The sequence below is a fragment of the Endozoicomonas sp. NE40 genome (genome assembly GCF_040549045.1).
In the GTDB taxonomy this organism is placed as follows: Bacteria; Pseudomonadota; Gammaproteobacteria; order Pseudomonadales; family Endozoicomonadaceae; genus Endozoicomonas_A; species Endozoicomonas_A lisbonensis.
Genome location: NZ_JBEWTB010000002.1, coordinates 350,305 through 371,158 on the forward strand (window position 1 = coordinate 350,305; position 20,854 = coordinate 371,158).

General features: G+C 49.8%; 13 protein-coding genes. 8 read left to right on the top strand and 5 right to left on the bottom strand.

The window, feature by feature from the left end; all coding sequences use genetic code 11:
* Positions 1 to 9: 9 nt before the first annotated feature.
* A complete protein-coding gene (locus V5J35_RS02615) occupies positions 10 to 1,212 on the bottom strand; it encodes a hypothetical protein (RefSeq protein ID WP_354009769.1) in 1,203 nt (400 codons plus the stop codon).
* A 469-nt stretch (positions 1,213 to 1,681) separates the two neighbouring features.
* On the opposite strand from V5J35_RS02615, the gene V5J35_RS02620 reads away from it, so the two are divergent.
* From V5J35_RS02620 to V5J35_RS02635, 4 genes are all read left to right on the top strand, one after another.
* A complete protein-coding gene (locus V5J35_RS02620; protein ID WP_354016254.1) occupies positions 1,682 to 3,061 on the top strand; it encodes an L-serine ammonia-lyase in 1,380 nt (459 codons plus the stop codon).
* A 128-nt stretch (positions 3,062 to 3,189) separates the two neighbouring features.
* Positions 3,190 to 6,102: an aminomethyl-transferring glycine dehydrogenase gene (gene gcvP, locus V5J35_RS02625; RefSeq protein ID WP_354009772.1), complete on the top strand. Its 2,913-nt coding sequence runs from the start codon at positions 3,190 to 3,192 to the stop codon at positions 6,100 to 6,102.
* A 109-nt stretch (positions 6,103 to 6,211) separates the two neighbouring features.
* Positions 6,212 to 8,503 carry a hypothetical protein gene (locus tag V5J35_RS02630; protein WP_354009773.1) on the top strand — a complete coding sequence of 764 codons (2,292 nt, stop codon included), beginning with the start codon at positions 6,212 to 6,214 and terminating at the stop codon, positions 8,501 to 8,503.
* 11 nt (positions 8,504 to 8,514) lie between these two features.
* Positions 8,515 to 9,111, top strand: coding sequence for a glutathione S-transferase family protein (locus V5J35_RS02635; RefSeq protein WP_354009774.1), 597 nt, complete (start codon positions 8,515 to 8,517; stop codon positions 9,109 to 9,111).
* Positions 9,112 to 9,122: 11 nt separating this feature from the next.
* On the opposite strand, the gene V5J35_RS02640 is transcribed toward V5J35_RS02635, so the two are convergent.
* The 3 genes from V5J35_RS02640 to pepT form a co-directional block, all read right to left on the bottom strand.
* Complete coding sequence (locus tag V5J35_RS02640; protein WP_354009775.1) at positions 9,123 to 9,428, bottom strand: antibiotic biosynthesis monooxygenase family protein; 306 nt, start codon at positions 9,426 to 9,428, stop codon at positions 9,123 to 9,125.
* A gap of 458 nt (positions 9,429 to 9,886) precedes the next feature.
* On the bottom strand, positions 9,887 to 11,464 hold the full coding sequence (locus V5J35_RS02645; RefSeq protein WP_354009776.1) for an AbgT family transporter: 1,578 nt from the start codon (positions 11,462 to 11,464) through the stop codon (positions 9,887 to 9,889).
* Positions 11,465 to 11,876: 412 nt separating this feature from the next.
* A complete protein-coding gene (pepT, locus tag V5J35_RS02650; RefSeq protein ID WP_354009777.1) occupies positions 11,877 to 13,094 on the bottom strand; it encodes a peptidase T in 1,218 nt (405 codons plus the stop codon).
* 212 nt (positions 13,095 to 13,306) lie between these two features.
* Here pepT and V5J35_RS02655 point away from each other — a divergent pair, with 212 nt between their 5' ends.
* The 3 genes from V5J35_RS02655 (at position 13,307) to V5J35_RS02665 (ending at position 16,231) form a co-directional block, all read left to right on the top strand.
* Positions 13,307 to 14,209 (top strand): DMT family transporter, encoded by a 903-nt coding sequence (locus V5J35_RS02655; protein WP_354009778.1) that lies wholly within the window; start codon positions 13,307 to 13,309, stop codon positions 14,207 to 14,209.
* 98 nt (positions 14,210 to 14,307) lie between these two features.
* A complete protein-coding gene (gene gcvT / locus V5J35_RS02660; protein WP_354009779.1) occupies positions 14,308 to 15,447 on the top strand; it encodes a glycine cleavage system aminomethyltransferase GcvT in 1,140 nt (379 codons plus the stop codon).
* Between the two features lie 73 nt (positions 15,448 to 15,520).
* Positions 15,521 to 16,231 (top strand): putative adhesin, encoded by a 711-nt coding sequence (locus V5J35_RS02665; RefSeq protein ID WP_354009780.1) that lies wholly within the window; start codon positions 15,521 to 15,523, stop codon positions 16,229 to 16,231.
* Positions 16,232 to 16,328: 97 nt separating this feature from the next.
* Here the strand turns inward: V5J35_RS02665 and V5J35_RS02670 are convergent, their stop codons facing one another.
* Positions 16,329 to 17,582, bottom strand: coding sequence for an MFS transporter (locus V5J35_RS02670; protein ID WP_354009781.1), 1,254 nt, complete (start codon positions 17,580 to 17,582; stop codon positions 16,329 to 16,331).
* 327 nt (positions 17,583 to 17,909) lie between these two features.
* Here V5J35_RS02670 and V5J35_RS02675 point away from each other — a divergent pair, with 327 nt between their 5' ends.
* Entirely contained in the window at positions 17,910 to 20,804 is a 2,895-nt protein-coding gene (locus V5J35_RS02675) for an ankyrin repeat domain-containing protein (RefSeq protein ID WP_354009782.1), read from the top strand.
* The last annotated feature ends 50 nt before the right edge of the window (positions 20,805 to 20,854 follow it).

The following is a 20,854-nucleotide window of genomic DNA, read 5'->3' on the forward strand; positions in this document are numbered from 1 at the left end:
GCTCAGGGTCTACAGGTCGGTATGAGGCTTATGCTGCTCCTCTGGTTCAGGAATAGCAGTGACAAAAGATTTAAGCAAAACACCTAATGTCCAGTCTGATTTATAGGCCATACTTGAAGCCGTTTTGATAGGAACACCTCCAAGATTTATCCGATACCCAAGTGTTAACAAATCCTTCTCCAGAGCTGCATCAAAACAGATATGCCATAGAAAAGGTGTGGCCAGATAGGAAGTTTTCCCACTCTTCAAGTCTTTCCAGCTTTGTTCGCAAAAGTCCCTACCCTTCTTACCCAGGTTTGCAATGGAATAACTCTTGCTGATATTTAACTCCGATGCGGTGTAGTTAAATCCTGCAACAAGAAGGAAATTGCACGTATTTATGGCAGGGTGTGATGTAATGTAGTTGTGAACTTTTTGCACACCTGTAATCAGCGGCGCAATTGCCTCACTACAGGCATCAAAATCACCCGTTCCTTTTTTGCGGTTAGGTAAAGTGAAATCTTTAGGGAAACATTCTGGCTGATCCAGGTACTGGTTGATTGCCACATCAAGCCCTAAGCCTAAAAAGCTTTCTGTATTAAGCTTGTAAGTTTTGCTGTTTATCTGAACAATAAAATTCGCGTTATCATCAACTTCATAAGCAATCTGCGTAGACGCTCCACCCATATCGAGAACGCCTTCTGTTTTTCCCTGGAATTTTAATAGTTTGTTGTCATAATTTAATGCCAGCCAGTTATACAGAGCCTCTTCCCGGCCTGTTATTATTTGTACGTCAATGTCTGATGAAGGGAATTCTGCTTTCAACCATCTTTCAATACCCTCATTCAGGGACGCTTTTTTATCAGGTTCGGCTTGTCGCATACCAGCGGTCGAATAAAAATAAATATTATTAATGTTTTCTTTATTGACTGCGCTAAACAGATTCTTCAAATAAGTTTCCAGATTATCTGCATCTACGTCTTGAATTCCTCCTTTTTGCTTGCTTGACGTTTGCTTCTCTATAACAGGAAGCCCGCTGCCCGGGTTAGACGAATGCTCATAGATATAGAGCCTTGAACCGGTACTGCCCGCATTGACTACCGCCGTTTTCTTTTCCGAACCAGAACTATAATCTGCCATGACTATTGAGCACAAAATAGCAAAAATACTGGTGAACTTACCTGACAACATAATAGTCACACCATGCTTTTTTTGGTGGGTAGCACCCGCCATTGAAACCAGATAACGGACTTTCTCCAGGGAGCCCCGGGGCAGAGTGGATTCCAAATGTCTGATATCCCAAGCTAAAGGGCATTGATATGGATTAACAAAGCGACGGTTTAAGCAATGACGGAATAAAAACTGAACAACATGCGATCAGTGATACTAGCAGAGCTTCGGGAGCATGAAGGTGCTGTATTTTAATTTTTTTAATCCGGACGACCTGAGTCATATTTCCGGGTGTTTCCTATAAGAAACATTCATCTTGATATGAAACAGAACGATTGTTACCCTTCCTGCATACTTACCCAACCCGGTTGACCGATGTAACCGGTGTTCGCAGACAGCTGCTAATGCTTTCATAATAAAACAGCCATGAGCTAATAAAGAACCACGAGCTAATCATGGCATTTTTCGTCACTACCAATGATGAAAAAATGTTTATGATAAAAAGTTAGTGGAACCTGATGGAGTGAACCCCATGGGCCTGAGTATCTTTGACCTGTTCAAAATTGGCATTGGGCCTTCCTCATCCCACACTGTTGGGCCGATGGTGGCTGCCAACCGCTTTCTTAACGAACTGTCCGACAAACAGTTGCTGAACCAGGTCGCCAGTATCAAGATCGACCTGTTCGGCGCACTGGCGATGACGGGTTCCGGCCATGCGACCGATACAGCCGTACTTCTGGGGTTACTGGGTGAACAGCCTGACCGTCTTGACCCGGACAAAGCACCAGAGTTGCTCAGGGCCATAAAAGACTCAGGGCAGATTCGTCTTGCCGGACAACACCCCATTGCCTTCAGTCAGGAACAACACCTGCAGTTTCACTTCGGGCAGTCATTGCCAGCCCATCCCAATGGCATGACTCTGACCGTCAGAGACCATGCCGGCATCGTTCTGCACAACAACAACTACTACTCCGTCGGGGGCGGCTTTGTACTGGACGAACAGGAAGCCAGCACAGATCAGACCCTCCCCGCCCAGCCCAGAACCATTCCCTACCCCTTCGACAATGGCAGAGAGCTTCTGCAGCGCTGCGAAGAGAATAACCTGACCATTGCCGAACTGGTGATGGCCAATGAGCATCACCTCGCCCGTCACCCTGATATAGAACAGCAGATTCTACACATCTGGAAAGTCATGGACCAATGTATTGACCGGGGGTGTGCAAAAGACGGGGAACTGCCGGGGGGGTTGCATGTAGTCCGTCGAGCCCGCGGCCTGCATCAGAAACTGCTGAATCGTAAGGCTCACCAGAAAGACCTGCTGGAGCTGATGGACTGGGTCAGCCTGTTTGCCCTGGCCGTTAATGAAGAAAATGCCGTGGGTGGTCGTGTTGTCACAGCCCCCACCAACGGTGCCGCCGGAGTGATCCCTGCGGTTCTGGCCTACTACGTGCGTTTTGTAGACAGCAGCGATGAACAGGGCATCGTCACTTTTATTGCAACAGCCGCAGCTATTGGCATGCTTTATAAAAAGAACGCATCCATCTCAGCCGCTGAAGTCGGCTGTCAGGGAGAAATCGGCGTAGCCTGCTCCATGGCTGCCGGAGGCTTGTGTGCGGTACTGGGTGGCTCACCGTTACAGATTGAGAACGCGGCAGAAATCGGCATGGAACACAACCTCGGGCTGACCTGTGACCCAATTGGGGGGCTGGTTCAGGTACCCTGTATCGAACGCAATACCATGGGCGCAGTCAAAGCGATCAATGCCGCCCGGCTGGCTCTGAGTGGTACCGGAGAACACCGGGTATCACTGGACGATGTGATAGAAACCATGCACCAGACCGGGCTGGATATGCAGGACAAATACAAAGAAACAGCCACCGGTGGACTGGCTGTTAATGTGGTGATGTGCTGACCTCTGGCACATGACCGGGAGCCTGTTTACAGTCAGGCTTCTGTGGCACCTGATAATAGCATTTAACCATCCACGACAGAGTCACCTCCGTAAAGGATGCGGGTGACTGCCAGAAGAAAGGTAGAAACATGGCCGTTGAAAAACAGGCACTTGAGCAGCTGGAGCATAACCATGCATTTACCGGACGCCACATTGGCCCGGACACCAAAGAGCAACAGGCTATGTTAAACCTGCTCGGCGCAGACTCGCTGGAAGCGCTGATTAAAGAGACTGTCCCCGGGACGATCCACATGCAGCAGCCGCTGAACGTCAGCAACAGCATGACTGAACAGCAGGCACTCGCTTACCTGCGCTCTCTTGCAGACCAGAACAGGGTGTTCAAATCGTACATTGGCATGGGCTACCACAACACGCATGTGCCGCCTGTTATCCAACGCAATGTGCTGGAAAACCCTGGCTGGTACACGGCTTATACCCCTTACCAGCCAGAAATATCCCAGGGGCGTCTGGAAGCCCTGCTGAACTATCAGCAGATGGTCATGGATCTGACCGGTATGGAAGTGGCTAACGCTTCGCTTCTGGACGAATCAACGGCAGCCGCTGAAGCCATGGCACTGTGCCGAAGGGCGAATCGCAGCAAACATTCCGTTTTCTTTGTTGCCGACGATGTTCACCCTCAAACCATCGAAGTGATTCAGACCCGCGCGGCAAATATGGGTATTCAGGTCGTGGTCGGCAACCCGTATACCGACCTTGATCAACACGAAATCTTTGGTGTACAGCTGCAATACCCGGGTACCTACGGCGAAATAGGCGACATTGCCAGCATTATTAAACAGGCCCGGCAGCAGAAAGCCATGGTATCAGTGGCGGCAGACCTGCTGGCACTGGTGCTACTGAAGTCACCGGGTGAACTGGGTGCCGATATTGCGCTTGGCAACACCCAGCGCTTTGGGGTTCCCATGGGCTTTGGCGGCCCCCATGCTGCCTACTTTGCCACCAGCGCCAGACTGAAGCGCTCCATTCCCGGCCGGATTATTGGCGTTTCGGTAGACAGCCGTGGCAATCAGGCATTGCGTATGGCCATGCAGACCCGTGAGCAACATATACGACGGGAAAAGGCAACGTCCAACATCTGTACTGCCCAGGCTCTGCTGGCCAATATGGCAGGCTTTTATGCAATTTATCACGGCGCCAGAGGGCTGAAGATAATTGCCGAACGTGTGCATCGTCTGACTACTATTCTGGCCAAAGGTCTGACCACTTTCGGGGTAAACTGTAATACTTCGTACTTTGACACACTGACCATCCAGGTCGGCAGCGATCAGAATACTGTCTATAAAAAAGCTCTGGATTCAGGCTGCAACCTGCGAAGAGTCGGCAATGACCAGCTTGGCATCAGTCTGGACGAAACCACCACCCGCGAAGATATCAGTCAGCTGTTTGATATTATCCTGGGCGCAGGCAACGATCTTGATATCGAACAGCTTGATATCAAACAGACAGATGCCCGGATAAACGACTCTGGCATTCAACCGGAGCAGCGTCGCACCGATGCCATTCTGACTCACCCGACCTTCAGCCGTTACCACTCAGAAACGAATATGCTGCGTTACCTGAAACAGCTGGAGAACAAGGACTACTCCCTGACCCATGGCATGATTCCGCTGGGTTCCTGCACCATGAAACTGAATGCCTCGGCTGAAATGCTGCCGGTTTCATGGCCGGAGTTTGCCAATATCCACCCCTTTGCCCCGAGAGATCAGGTGCAGGGTTATATGACCATGATCCGGGAACTGGAACAGGACCTGATCAATATTACCGGTTATGATGCGCTGTCCATGCAGCCAAACTCTGGCGCCCAGGGTGAATATGCGGGCCTGCTGGCGATACGCAACTATCAGAAAGCCAATGGTCAGGCACACCGCAATATCTGCCTGATTCCATCCTCTGCCCACGGCACCAACCCGGCTTCTGCCGTCATGTCAGGGCTCGAAGTGGTGATTGTTGAGTGCGACAGTAACGGCAATGTCGATATTAACGACCTGCGAGCCAGGGCAGAACAATACAGCGAACGACTGTCCACCCTGATGATCACCTACCCGTCGACCCACGGCGTCTTCGAAGAAGACATTCGTACTATCTGCTCGATTATTCATGAACACGGCGGACAAGTTTATATGGACGGTGCCAATATGAACGCCCTGGTTGGCATTGCCCAGCCCGGACAGTTTGGTTCTGACGTCTCGCACCTGAACCTGCATAAAACCTTCGCCATTCCACACGGTGGCGGTGGTCCGGGCATGGGGCCAATTGGCGTTAAACAGCATCTGGCGCCTTATCTGCCCAATCATCGTGTCAGCCCAATAGATCGAGTCAGCCCGGTTGAAAGGAAACATGAAGGCACAGGGGCTGTGGCAGCAGCACCGTTTGGCAGTTCATCCATTCTTCCAATCAGCTGGATGTATATAAAGATGCTGGGACAGACTGGTTTGAAAAAGTCGTCAGAAGTCGCCATTCTCAGCGCCAACTACATTGCCGGGCGACTGTCAGAGCATTACAGCGTACTTTACCGCGGTCGCAATAATCGTGTTGCTCATGAGTGCATTATTGATATTCGCCCGATTAAAGACGACAGCGGCATTACAGAGGAAGACATTGCTAAACGACTGATGGATTACGGTTTTCATGCACCCACCATGTCCTTTCCTGTGGCAGGTACCCTGATGATCGAACCAACAGAGTCCGAGTCCAAAGCAGAAATTGACCGCTTTGTTGATGCCCTGATTGCCATTCGCCAGGAGGTCAGAAAAGTCGAGAACGGCGAGTGGCCAGTGGATAACAACCCGCTGGTTCATGCCCCACACACTCTGGCCGATCTGGCTGACTCCGGCTGGGATCGCCCGTACTCAAGAGAAGACGCTGTATTCCCCGCCGGTACTCAGGCCGGAAAGTACTGGCCTGCCGTAAACCGGGTCGATAACGCTTTCGGTGACAGGCATTTTGTCTGCAGCTGTCCTTCGACGGAGGTTTACAGGTAACGCTTTACCAAACTACTACACCCGATGGGATTATCAGCCAGGCCCCCGAACGATAAAGACTGCTACATCTATACTCCACGTATGACTTAAGAGCAGCCAGGGGGCAAGGATGTCCGGGATCAAAGGGTTTGGTAAGCGCGGGAGCTATGATCTGCCCGGAACACCTCCTGAAAAAGCCAAAACCACCAGCGAAAAGCAGGAAACTCCAGAGAAAAATAGCAAAACAGGCAAAAAAAACGGAAGACGGATTTTTAGCTTCCTGCCTTTTATGAGAAAGAAAGCCAAACCTGTAGAAAAGCCTGATACATTCCGTCCTCTGGATGACAGGTCAGTCAAACCAAATACACCCTCCAGAAACGTTCACACTGCCGAAAAAACAGCCCCCTCCACGGATAAAAGCAATAAGCAGCCTCTTGCTGATGCTCTGCCAGGTATGGCCGGAGGAAGCGCAGGCGTAGTCATTAATACGGCGAATGCAGGAACAGCAGAAGGCAGCACCGGAATGACACCGGGAATTGTTGAAGCAATAGAAGGGTTCGGTGAAGTGGCCTCACTGGCAGGAGACGCCGGAGATATTTCAGCCCTGACAGAAAGCTCCAAAGGTGTCGCAGCCTCGGCGGGTTCGGGGCATATCGTCGCAGGGCCTCATGCATTTTCAAACGGAGTTGAATCAGAGTTTTCAGAGATTCAACAAAGTGCGGCAAACCAGCTGACACCGGAAGACCTTACAGCTTTTCAGCAGGAAGGGGTTTCAGCGGATGACATTGAGTCGGTATTTACACACGCGGAAGAGCAGTTTTTTGACCAACTGAGTACACACGATCTTGATCAGTTTACCACGCAGGATTATGAGGCTCTGCAGGCTGATTACAGCACCGTTCAGGAAGGCACGCTGTCAGACCCCGAAATAACGGATGGTGCAGTCAAACAATCAGTAGAGCATTCAGGAGCCTCAGAGTACATTGAAGGACTGCTGGATCCGGTCAGCGTCGGCGTTGACGTTGGCGTAGGCATCGTTTCTCACAGCATCACCCTTGGACTTAACCTGCATAAGCTTTCAAAACTCCGGCACAGAAAAGAAGCGTTCGAGGCGTGTGGAAAACTGGTTGAGAACTGGGAATCTGCTTCTTTCGGGGATACTGAGCAAATATCCGTACAGGATATGAAAGATTATGCACTGATTGCCAGGCTGAGAGGGAATGAAAGCGACAGCAATCCTTTACTCACAGTGCTTGGTGAACAGCATTGCCACTATGGCAATGACCAGCAAATCCTTGCATTAATAGACCAGATGATAAAACTGACTGAAAACCGAAAAGACAACACCAGTCAGGACGTCCACAGGCGTCTAATCGCATGGAAAAGTGAGTTTAACGAAAGAGCAGCCCACTTTGAGAAAAGGCTTAAGAAAGGCTCTGCTGACAAAGAAAGCACTCCGCTGAAGGCTGCTCACCAGTCTAAAAAGATGATGGCTCAGCTAAATGATATTATGAAACCGGTTGGCGTTAAGGTCGACTACTCCACCCCGCTGAAGAAAGGCAAGTCTGCCCTGGCCTCAAAGCATAAACTGGTCATTAATGAAAACCGATTGCACCGTTACCTGAAGAAATCCGAACAGCTTCCTTACAAGTCTGATGTCCGGAATTATATTACGGATTACTCAGGCGATACCGATACGCTTGAAGCATTTTCCAGCTATGAGGGCCGGAAAATAAAACATCAAAAAAGTCAGGCCCGATGGACGGTAGGAGCAATGGTAACGTCTGCGATCCCGGTTCTGAAAGCCGACTATATGGTTCGCAGTGCAAGGGAGTTTAAAGAACGGAACTACCGGAGAAAAAGTAATGGTATTCTCGATGCCAAACTGGCCTGGCTGGGCGGGTTTATTAACAGGAATTTTGCAATCGTAGAAACAAAACCCTCTCTTAAAAATGCCCTGGAAGTGGCAGTGAAAGTGATCAGTGCGAAAAAAGACCGTACTCTGGTAAAATCTGAGGCTGCCGCAGCCAATAGTGCGATTGACATGACCGGAGCTGTTGCCGGTACAGCGGCAGCAACCGCCGCTCCGGGGATCGGAAGTCTGATTGCCGACTCCCTTGTCGGTGGCGCAAGGTTAGGGGTAACGGTTAAATCTGCTTTTAAGAGGCGGAGCGTCGATAAAAGACATCAGCAGTTTGGTCGCATTGAAACCGGTGTCTATTCGGAACTCAAAAAAGTTCATAACAACGCTCCGGAAGGGAAAGAAGGCGAAGCGGAAAGAGAAGCAATCAAAGAGGTTGCCGTGCAGCTTTTCGATGTCTCTGACGAACAGATAAATCTGTTATTTTCCCAGCCTGACAGCCGGGACCTGGTCTCTCAGAAAGGCATTATCCGTCTGCGGTTTAATAATTCTGATCAGTAATGAGAATAACAATGATAGTTTACGGTGACATACAGTCAGGCAACTGCTACAAAATAAAACTGCTAACTTCACTCCTTGGCATTGAGCATCAATGGGTTGATGTTGATATTTTAAACGACGAGACTCAGACAAAATCCTTTCTTGAGAAAAATCCTGTGGCCAAAATACCGGTTCTTGAACTGGATGATGGCCGTTGCCTGTCTGAGTCCAATGCTATTTTAAACTACCTTGCCAACGGCTCTGACCTGCTGCCAGACGACCGTTTCCAATATGCAAAAGTCCAGCAGTGGCAGTTTTTTGAGCAGTACAGCCATGAGCCTTATATTGCCGTCGCCCGGTTTATTGCAAAATATCTGGGGCTGCCCGACAGCCGCAGGGAAGAATACCAGTCAAAACAGGAAGGTGGTCACAAGGCGCTAACCGTTATGGAGCAACAGCTGAATACCAGCCCGTTTCTTACTGGCGAGGCGATCACCACGGCAGATATTTCGCTGTACGGTTACACTCATGTTGCCCACGAAGGCGGTTTTGATTTATCGGCCTACCCCGCTGTTCAGGGCTGGCTTGAGCAAATCCGGTCACTTCCGGGCTACGTTGCCATGAGTTGAACGCTCTGCGGCTACCGTCCGGTCGTAGCTGCGAAGTCGTATTCTCGTAACACTTCTACAATCTGAACCTGATAGGAACTGTACCATTGCCCCTGACCAGCCTTCTGGGCTGCCAGATGCACAGGGTCCGATTTCCATGCCTGAATCTGTTCCAGTGATGGCCAGTAAGAGATGGCCACTTCACTGGAACCTTCTGTAAAACTGTCAAAGCCCTGACAACCATAGTGTTCAAATGCAAGCTTACGCAGACGCTCAGCCATTGCGAAGTATTCTTCATCAAACTGTTCAACACTGGCTTTAAAGATCACTGCATACATTTTGGTCAGCCTCCCCGTGCATAAGTACTCAACCATATAAAATCATATTTTCTGACTTATTGTTCAGGCACCCTCGCCTTTGCGCCTTTATGCCCTTCAGGGTATTGCATAGCACCTGCCCAATAAGCCTTAATGCTTGAGCGATTTATGGAGAGATTGTTTTATACGGTTAAGCTCAATGACAACCAGTTAAACCACCAACTAGCGTCTGCGAAACGGACTTACAACAGCTGGACGACTTTCTGCTGGGAAAATGGGGAGACGACTATTTTTCTGTTCTACATCAGGATGCCACATCTCCGGAAAACAACACGTTACGGCTGGGTTTAATGAAACTGACGACGCAGGACTGGCAACGGATTCAAAAAGCAGATCAGTGAAGCAAAAAAAACGGGCAGTGTAATAGCTGCCCGTTTTTTACAAAGCGACGGTATCGCTTAACTGTAACCGATAAAAAGTTACATAAACATCACTGCACCCGGACCCAGAGGCAGGTTCAGCATACTCCAGATGATGAACAGAACAATCCAGCCACCCAGGAAGAAGAAAGTGTATGGCATCATCATGGAAATCACCGTACCCATACCGATCTTAGGACCATTCTCTTCCTGGTAGCGAGCCGCAAAGCTGGCAATAATCGGGAAGTAAGTCATCAGCGGGGTGATGATGTTCGTCGTAGAGTCACCAATACGGTACGCCACCTGAGTGTATTCCGGAGTGAAACCCAGCTGCATGAACATTGGGATAAAGACCGGCGCCATGATCAGCCACTTGGAGCTGGCACCACCCATAAACAGGTTAACGACAGCGGACAGAATCACCATGGCAACCGCCAGAGGCAGGCCAGTAAAGCCGATGTTCTGCAGCAGGTCAGCACCGGATACCGCAGCCACGATGCCCAGGTTGGAGTAGGTGAAGTAAGACACAAACTGCGCAGAGACGAAGATAATAACCAGTACGCTGGCCATGGTAGACATGGACTTTACCATGCCCTTCACAACGCCGTCAGCGCTTTCAAAGGTTTTGGAACCAAAGCCGTAAGCAGCGCCCGGTATCAGGAACACAGCAGTCAGGATCAGAATGATAGACTGCATGAACGGTGAGTTACCCAGAATCTGACCGGTCGCAGGATCACGCAGTGGTGCCGCTTCAGGAATGATCAGGGCACACAGCAGGGCAACCAGGGCAAAGAAAGACCATTTTGCACGCTTCAGGCCAGCCAGTTCTTCCGGCGTCATGGCATCGGCTTTTTCACCCATGTCACCACCGTAAGAACCCAGACGTGGCTCAACGATCTTGTCGGTAACAATGGTACCCAGAATCGTGATCAGGAAGGTAGACACGACCATGAAGTAGTAGTTTGCTACCGGAGTCACCATGTAAGTCGGGTCCATGATGCGCGCCGCTTCCGTGGAGATACCACCCAGCAGCGGGTCGGTAGAACCGATCACCAGGTTGGCAGAGAAACCACCGGATACACCGGCAAACGCTGCAGCAATACCCGCCAGAGGGTGACGGCCAAAGCTCATGAATACAATCGCACCCAGAGGTACCAGCACTACATAGCCAGCGTCGGATGCAATGTTGGACATAATACCGGCAAACACCAGAATAGGCGTCAACAGACTTTTAGGAGTCGCCAGAACCATACGCTTCAGCATGGCGCTGATCAGGCCGGAGTATTCGGCAACACCCACACCCAGCATCGCCACCAGAATGGTACCCAGTGCGGCATGACCAGTGAACGCATCGATGGCATTGGTAAACATAAAACGAATGCCGTCAGCGGTCAGCAGGCTCTTGATCGCCACCGTGGTTGGCACCAGCTCACCACTGGCACGATCCATAGCGTCATAGGTAACGGATACGCCAATAAGGCTCAGCAGCGCAGACAGTGCTACTGTACCTACTGCAAAGTAGAAGAACATGATGATTGGATGAGGAAGCGCGTTACCACCGCGCTCAACAATATCCAGGAAGCGCTGAAGTGCTCCTTTCTGACCCACAGACGGGCTCGAACTCACTGCAGTGTTCATGAAAAATTCCTTATTTGAGGGAAATAACCCCTGCCCTGATGAACACTTTTCCAGGCTCAGCCAGCCATTGCTAAAACCTTCGGCTTACCACTTTTTACAAATGAAAACTGTCTTATAGAAAACGGCTTACACTTACATCCGGTGGTCGAATATCCATCAGACAGGGGGTAGCTATTTTCCGCATTTCATTTTCAACGGTGCTGACATACGTCAATCTCATGTCAATTAAGAGTGTTTTTTTTGACCAAACAGCGTAATAAAAGTATTTATTTCTTAATAACTTACTTATTTCAGGATTATTTCATGCGCATTCGTACAGATAATGTACGACCATAAAAAAAACAGGGACATCCGCCGTAGCCGGACATCCCTGTTTAAAGACAGATGAAGCTGCCAGTCAGTGATTGACTGTTTACTTCACCGCCAGACGAGCAATATTCACAATCACTTCAACGGCTTTTTCCATATCTTCCAGGGCAATAAACTCATAAGGGCCGTGGAAGTTATAACCACCCGTAAAGACGTTCGGGCACGGCAAGCCTTTAAACGACAGGCGTGCGCCATCAGTACCACCACGGATCGGCTTTATAAGCGGCTTCACCTCAGACGCCTCCATTGCGCACTTTGCCAGTTCAATAATCTCCTGACGCGGCTCAACCATTTCCCGCATATTGCGGTAGTTATCCTTTATCTCAAGGGTCAGGGTTCCGTCACCGTGTTGTTCATTGAACTGTGCAACCCTGTTTTCAATAAGCGCTTTGCGTCGTTCCAGACCATCTTTGTCAAAATCACGGATCAGCCAGTGCATAAAGGTTTCACTGATGCTGCTGTCCATGCTGTTCAGATGGAAAAAGCCCTGGTATTCATCCGTGGTTGCCGGTGTTTCATCTTTCGGCATACTGTCGATGAATTCCGCAGCAATCAGCATGGCATTCACCATTTTGTTTTTGGAATGTCCCGGATGCACACTCTTGCCATGAACGGTAATCTGCGCCTGCGCTGCATTGAAGTTTTCAAATTGCAGTTCGCCAACCGGCCCGCCATCAATCGTGTAGGCAAATTCAGCACCAAACTGCTCAACATCAAAGTGGTTGGCACCACGACCTATTTCTTCATCCGGTGTAAAGCCAATGCAGATATCACCATGTTTAATCTCAGGATGCTCAATCAAATATTCAATCGCCGTGAGAATTTCAGCAATGCCTGCCTTGTTATCAGCGCCCAGCAGAGTAGTGCCATCGGTGGTAATCAGGGTTTTTCCCAGACAGGTATCCAGCTCAGGAAATTCAGCAGGCGACAGTGTCAGAGTGGTTCCCAGGGCAATGGCCTTGCCGTCGTAGTTTTTGATGATCTGCGGTTTAACATTCTCACCGGAATAATCGAACGCAGTGTCCATGTGGGCAACAAAACCAATGGGAGTCACAGGCTGTTCGGTATTTGATGGCAGACGGGCCATCAAATAACAGTTGTCGTCCAGAGAAATATCAGACAATCCCAGTGTTTCCAGCTCTGTCTTCAGAAATTTCGCCAGCTCAAACTGTTTACTGGTGCTGGGTACCGTGTCGAACCCGGGATTGGATTGTGTATCAAATTGAACGTAGTTCAGGAAGCGATCCAGAAGTTTGCTCATAGCGTATTACAACTCGCAGCAGAGGGTTATGCACACAGACGTCCATGATGGTCGCCGGGCAAGGGAGTTCTGCATGCTAGTGCAGGGGTGGAGGGAATGTGTTGATATCGGTCAAATAACAGTCCGCCCGAAAGGTTTACATTCCTGCCCCCGCGCTTACAATTAAGCACAGTTTCCGGTTCAGTGGATTAAAAACAACAACAGGGACGGCTGTGAAAGAAAATACCCCAAAAGGCGTTGCTTATGCAGTGGCGACTGCCGTTATTGCCAGTACTGCCGCAGCCTCGACCAAGTTAATCGCTGTCGATGTGCCTGTACCGATGATCGTTCTGGTACAGTATTCAATTTGTCTGGTGGTCATGTTGCCATGGTTGCTGCGCAACGGTTCCGGGGTTCTGAAAACTCAGCGGCCTGCTGCCCACCTTATGCGTGGCCTGACCGGCTGGTTATGCTTCTATGTTTATTATCTGGCCCTGGCCCATATTCCACTGGTCGATGCAACGCTGCTGCGTAACACCGGCCCGCTGTTTGTGCCACTGGCTATCTGGCTGTGGCTGAAGGTTGTTATCCCCCGCAAGTCATGGGGACCCATGATACTGGGCTTTTGTGGCGTTCTGCTGATATTGAGACCACAGTTTAACGGCATCAATCCCTGGCATATTGTCGGCCTGCTGTCTGGTTTTTTCCTTGCCTTTTCCATGGTGGGAACAAGAACATTGTCGACGACAGAACCGTCCAGCCTGATCCTGTTCTATTATTTTGCAATCTCCTTCCTCTGCAGCCTGCCACTGGCCATTGCTAACTGGCAGGCCATTCCATTGTGGACCCTGCCCTGGCTTGCCTATGTTGGCTTATCCATATTCATCACCATGTGGTTGTATACGCAGGCTTACACCTGGGCAAAAGCAACAGTTGTGGCACCAGTCAACTATCTGGGTGTGGTGTTTGCCGGTTTTCTGGGCTGGCTGATGTGGGGGCATGTACCCGACACGGTTGCCCTGAGCGGCATGGTGCTTGTGGTTGGAGCAGGGCTGTTGTCTATCTATCTGGGCGCAACGGCCAGCAGACAGAAAACCGGTTCGTCAGTATCTAAACAAACAGTGTCGTCAGGCTAACGGTTTACTTTTGTCTCTGCAGACCTACAATTGGATGACAAAGCGCAGTAACAAAAACGCCAGAAACGCTGGCACCATTATTATAATCCGGGGGCTTCATGACCGCAGTAACGCCTGCCAGTCCAGACCTGCAACAGACACCGTTGCACGCTTTACACCTTGAACAGGGAGCACGAATGGTTCCCTTTGCGGGCTACGATATGCCCGTACAGTACCCTTTGGGTATAAAAGCTGAACATCTGCATACCAGAAAGCAGGCTGGCCTGTTTGATGTCTCCCATATGGGGCAGCTGTTTCTAAAGGGTGAGAAAGCCGCTGAATGGCTGGAATCCCTGGTGCCTGTCGACATCATTGACCTGCCTGAGGGCCGCCAACGCTACGCCCTGTTTACCAATGAACAGGGCGGTATCATGGACGACCTGATGGTCAGCCGTTTTGCTGATGACTGCCTCTACCTTGTCGTGAACGCCGCCTGCAAAGAACAGGATATTGCCCATCTGCAATCCCACCTGACCAATGATATTCAGCTTGAACGTCTGGATAACCGGGCCTTGCTGGCACTGCAGGGACCGGAAGCTGCCGAAGTACTGGGTCGTTTTGCACCGGAAGTGAGAAGTATGATCTTTATGGATTCCCGCCGGGTTGCCATAGAGGATATTGAATGCTTTGTCAGTCGCTCCGGGTATACCGGTGAGGATGGTTATGAGCTGTCAGTCCCGGCTTCCGAATCAGAAAAAATAGGTCGTTTACTTCTGGAGCAACCCGAAGTTGAACTGATTGGACTCGGAGCCCGTGATTCGTTGCGTCTGGAATCCGGATTATGCCTGTATGGGCATGATATCACCTCGTCAACCACACCGGTTGAGGCCAGCCTGAACTGGGCCATCAGCAAAGTTCGTCGTAACGGTGGCACCAGGGCGGGTGGCTTTCCCGGTGCGGATATCATTCTCCAGCCGACAGACACTAAAGCGTTGCTGAACAGGCGGGTCGGATTGTTGGGCAGTAGTCGTGCGCCCGTCAGGGAAGGAACTGTTTTAATGAATGCTGAAGGAGAAACCATTGGCAGGGTAACGTCCGGCACTTTTGGTCCAACGGTTGGCCGCCCTGTTGCCATGGCTTATCTTGCAAAAGACTATGCCACCATCAATACTGAAGTCTTCGCTTCTGTCAGAGGCAAGGCTCTGCCCATGACTGTCAGCCAGATGCCATTCATTGAACAACGTTACTTCCGGGGCTGACGTTCAGCATCCAGCCGTCCTGAATTACAGCTGTGTAGATATTAAATGACAGGTAGTAAGAGGAGGGCGTATTTTGCCTTATACCGGTGTAAAAACACGATTTTTCTACAACCGCAATCATTTTTTTTTGTTTTCGGGCCGATCATTCAGAAGTGCCGAGGTCCAGAACCTGATTATTGATTGTGAATACGGAGAGCTCCCAAAACGGTATCCTCCCAGCCATATGTTCAGCATACCAGCGGAACGTCGTTTGCTGTTTTATTGTCCCCATGGAACAATTTTAGAGCCCTACATAGCAAGCCCGATCCCTTTAATGCAGGGGTCGTTTGAAGCCTGTGAAGTAGTCACCAGAGGTCAGTACTCCTTTAACTACAGGCTAACTCCCAGAGACCCTTTCTTAGGTCTTGGTACTACCGCCTGCAGGAAGACAAAGGCGCATACTATATACAAATCAATCATTCAGGCTGACAGACTAGAGAGGCGCGAAACGGGAGAAACACGCGCTGCAAACGTGTACGATATTCTTGTACCAAGTTGCAAAGTGCGCTTGAAGAAGTTATTGACAGAGATAGAGCTCAGATTTCCTCATTACCGGAATATCCACTGTCTGTTTAGCCGCAAAATAGCGGGTGAAAAATCAGACAGCTACGACCCTTATACACTTCCTTCACGCTTTGTCCAGGGCCAACTCGGTCACTGGGAGCTTCTTGAAGAAAACGATGGGGACTTCACTATTACTGAGCCATGGGTGTTTATTGAAATTACTGATCCCAATCAAAGTTAGTGCAGTAAAACTGCTGATATCCATACACACAAATATATACTTTTATGCACATCTATTTTTCGAATAACAGTAGCACCGGGACCATCAAAACACACCATTACTCTGCAGGAATACGCGACAATTCATCCTGATAGCGGTCCTCCCAGCCACAGGTACTCAGCAATAACAGCATGGCATAGAAAGCTACCAGGTACGCTGGCGCCATCACCAGCCCAAGACTGCAGAACCATTCCAGCAACATGGGGGTGGAACCGGCAAACAGGGCGAATGCCAGATTGTGACAAAATGCTACGCCTGAATAGCGTGACCGGGTGGGAAATAACTCAACCATCGAGGCTTCATAAGCCCCCATAACCATTGAGCAGGATATAAACAATGGCATAAGGGCCCAGAAAGGGCTGATACCAATAGAATTGAAGGTCACCACAATAGGCAGGGCAAGACAACACCCCAGCCTGATCATGGGTATTCGACCCGTTTTATCCGTCACTACCGCCATAAACAGTGTGACCACTGTCAGAATCAGAAAGCCCCAGAAGCTGATAGAAAATACCCGTTCCGGATCGATGTTCTGGAACTGCAACTGATATCGGGGCATAAACAGCAGGATAGACGTCGTAACCGCTGGAAAAATAGCCACCAGGCACCCCCGAATCAGGCTGATACGGTGCGACCTGAGCAGATGGATGACAGGAACCACAGGGCGGTGACCGGAAACAGACTCTTTGAATACAGGCGTTTCTTCCAGCGACAACCTCAACCAGAGGCTGATCAGCCCCAGTATTCCCCCCGTCATAAAGGCGACCCGCCAGCCCCACTCAACCACCTGATCATCACTCAGATAATGGTACAAAGCCGTGACGGTTGCTGTCGCCAACACATTGCCAAAGGTTACGCCACTGATGACCAGACCGGTCACCTGACCTCTGCGTCCGGGGCGGGTATGTTCGGCGGCAAAAACCACAGCGCCGGGAATCTCCCCGCCAAGGGACAACCCCTGAATAATCCGCAACACCAGAAGAGACAGGGGCGCAAAAACTCCCCATTCATCGGCTCCTGGCAGCACTGCAATGCACGGGGTCGCCAGTGACATCAGCAGCACTGAGTATATATAAGGTTTTTTGCGCCCATACCGGTCACCGAAGTGGCTGTACATCAGCCCACCAGCAAAGCGGGCCAGATAACCGGCAAAAAACAGTATTAAAACCGGCATCACGCCACTCATCGCAGAGCCTTCCGGGAAGAAGACCCTGGCTATCACCCCGGACAGAAAGATCAAAAGGGTAAAGTCGTAAAACTCCAGTGTGGCACTGAGGGTGGTGATGCAGCGGATCTTAACTGCCGAATCCATTGTTCACTGACCGGTTGACTAAACATCGCGACAGTTTAGACCCTCTACAAATTAGCCTCCTGAGCCTTGCCTTTAGGGCTGGTAAGTACTTATGGATTTTTCAGGCAGTTTTATTGCTATCAACTATCTTTTCCTGATTAAAAGCCTCATAGAGCTAAAAAGAACAAGGTAGGAACTAAGCTATGGCTCACAGTGTCTTATTTACAATTCCCCCTGTTCTCATTAATAGCAAGACAGGCCATAGGTTTTATTGCATCGGCGCGGAGCATAGTCGGGTTAAAAATAGTCGGGTTAAAAATAACCGGACTATAAGGAAGTAAAGAAATTATGAGGTTAAAACCGTCAGGATGCCGGGCTTTATATCTTTGCCTGATTCTCTGGTGCTTTGCTGGTAACAGCGTTACCTATGGGGATGGCCGGCCTGGGGCTAACCCGGTGTTTTACCGACCTGCCAAGCCCCACTGCAAAGTCCCGGACAGGCACACCACAAAAAACCTCTGGCATGCCGCCCGATACCTCCGACAGGGTAAGCTGGACAAAGTCAAAGAAGTCATCAAACAGGGTTTGCCTGTGAATGCGGTATTTGAAGATCAATTTGGCATTCTCGGCCAGACCTATATAGCTCAGGTCGGTCTGCTGGATATGGCAGTCATGTACAATAAGCACGATGTTCTGGATCTGTTATTAGAATATGGTGCCAACCCTGACGGTTGCGGTACCCAGGAGCTTGACCCAGCCTATCTTGCGATTACTTATAAACACTTCAAAGCCCTGAACAAGCTCACTGAAGCCGGAGCCACCCCTGATAAGTGGATAGGGCCAGAACAGAATAAGCAAACCGCCCTGCATTATCTCGTCACCCATCCTGACTCCTGTGCCAGTGAGCCTGTCAGTCGGGAGGCTGCAGGGGCGATGCAGACACTGCTCACCCACGGTGCAAATGTCAATGCCCTGAACGTTAGGGGTGAAACACCACTGATACAGTCGGTACAGAACTGTCAGTATAATTCTGCGTATACCCTGATCCCCCTTCTACTGATCACCCACGCTGCAAACCCCTTTGTCTACCCTGCGGGAGGCTTTAATATTTTTCACAAAATGGTCTCCCACGGCAATCTCAGTCGTGACAAAGATTTATGGTTGTTACTGGCAGGCTACGTCCGGGCAGGTGGTGATAAAATGATGGAAATTGCCAGAAGCCATCCCTACTTCCGAGCCCGGCTGGACGCGATTCAGAACGATATCTCCTCTCCGGAGGGGGTTTTAAGCTGGTTCTGGAACCGGACGCATTCATACGGCACACTGCGTGATCATGTTTCCGAAATGATTGACATGTTCAATGACCAGAGGGTCATCAGACACGATCTCAAAAAAGTACACCGCCTCGTAACCTGTCGCAAAGATTCTGACTGTTTCACGCCACTGCATTATGCTGGTCATACTATTCTGACACCCCTGGCTATGGAATGGTTAGACAGGCTGGGCAGTGACTTTTCAACTCTCAGTTACGAAGGCAATACTGTACTGCACTACGCCATCAAGAATCATCTGACCGAGAGTCTGGATACTCTGAAACCTTATTCAATTGACCCGATGCAGCGTAATAATGAAGGCATGACCAGCTTTGATGTCGCCATGGCCTTCACACGCGATGAAGAAAAGCATTCTGTGTTCGAAAGTCTGTGCAGTATGCCTCTGAACAATGATGAACCAGAGATCTGTAGTGCTTACTTCGACCTGCTTAATGCCCGTTGTACACAGATAATGGCACCTGAAAACATTACCCTCTCTGCTTATCCGGAACGGGAGCAGCGCTACCTAAGCAGCTTTGCCATGAAAAACTGCCAGGATAGCAGTCACCAACGGCTCAGCACACGACAAAAACTGGAAATACTGACCGAATCCCCGGATACCACTTCCCAACGCATCAATGCCCACGACACCATCTGGGTAAAGCCTGAACATCTGCTTCAATATGATATGGAAGATTATCCGGAGTTAAGGAATTTCCTGGTGCAAAAATACCCCGGACAGGCTGCTCATCTCATACACAAGAATCGCTGGCTGCCAGAAAGCACTGTCGAACTGCCAGAGTCACTGACTAACCACTTCACAAAACTGAACCGCAGGGCTGACTGGTACTCTCCAACCAGTCAGCATTTACAGCAATTGCAGAGCTTTACCCAACTGAAACACTATCTGAAGTACGATCACTCGCCAGAAAAAGACTCTATCCAAACCTGGCTGGTTCAGCGGGACGCCCCTGCACTGTTTATGTACACGCTGACCATGGGCATGAAACCCGCAGTCGTCGATTCACCATGTAATCTGCCGGAACACCTGACTTACCTGTGCCAGTCACCCATTGCCGCCATGAACAACACGCACTCCCAAACTTATACTGCGCTTTTATCGCTCTATGGTCACTATGATTTTATGACTTTGCCTCTTCAAAATCAGACAATAGATCTTTGGCTTTATCATGCCGTTCATAGCGGGAAACCTTATTGGGTTGAGCTGTATCTCAGCGCAGGCGCTAATCCTAATGCTTTCATTTCACGTCACCAGTATGCACAGATGAAACACAACCTGCACCAAAACAGGCGGGAGCTACTGACCCCAATGCCGTCCTGTGGACTTCTGGCTGACGCTCTGCGTTTAGAGAAAGACCAGGCTGAAGCAACAATGTCCCGACTGCTGTTATTATACGGAGCCAGTGTTGACCCCGTTATTCCCCATGGCTGTTCATTCGTTGAAAACGATCTGCAAATCCCGCCTCTCGGCTGGGCTGGACATATTAAGGATCAGGAGGTGACTGAGCTACTGAATTATTTTGACCCGACAGAAGTGTCCCATCGAGCCTGGGAAAACAAGCCCGTTAACGAATGGTACACAAACGAGCAGATTGCCACCAATGCTCTCAGGTTGACCTCGGAACAGTATTCCCTGATTTTGGGTAATGAGATACAAACGCCGCTTTGTACCTGTTTCGGACTGCAAAAGATAGCGAATGAAAACCAATCACTGGCCGCTTCCTGTGCATCCGATCAATACTCACTGATTCAGGGTGATAAAATAAAATCACCGTCCCCTGCCTGTATGGAACAGCTTAAGATCATAACGAAAGACAATCCGTCATTTGTCCCTTACTGTCAGCTACAGATAAACGAGCTGCCAGACGAGGTTAAACTGTCGATCTGCAGCCCCGACCTGTTTCAGTAGCATCCATCATTAATACGCCAAAAAAAAGGCAGCTGATTCAGCTGCCCTTA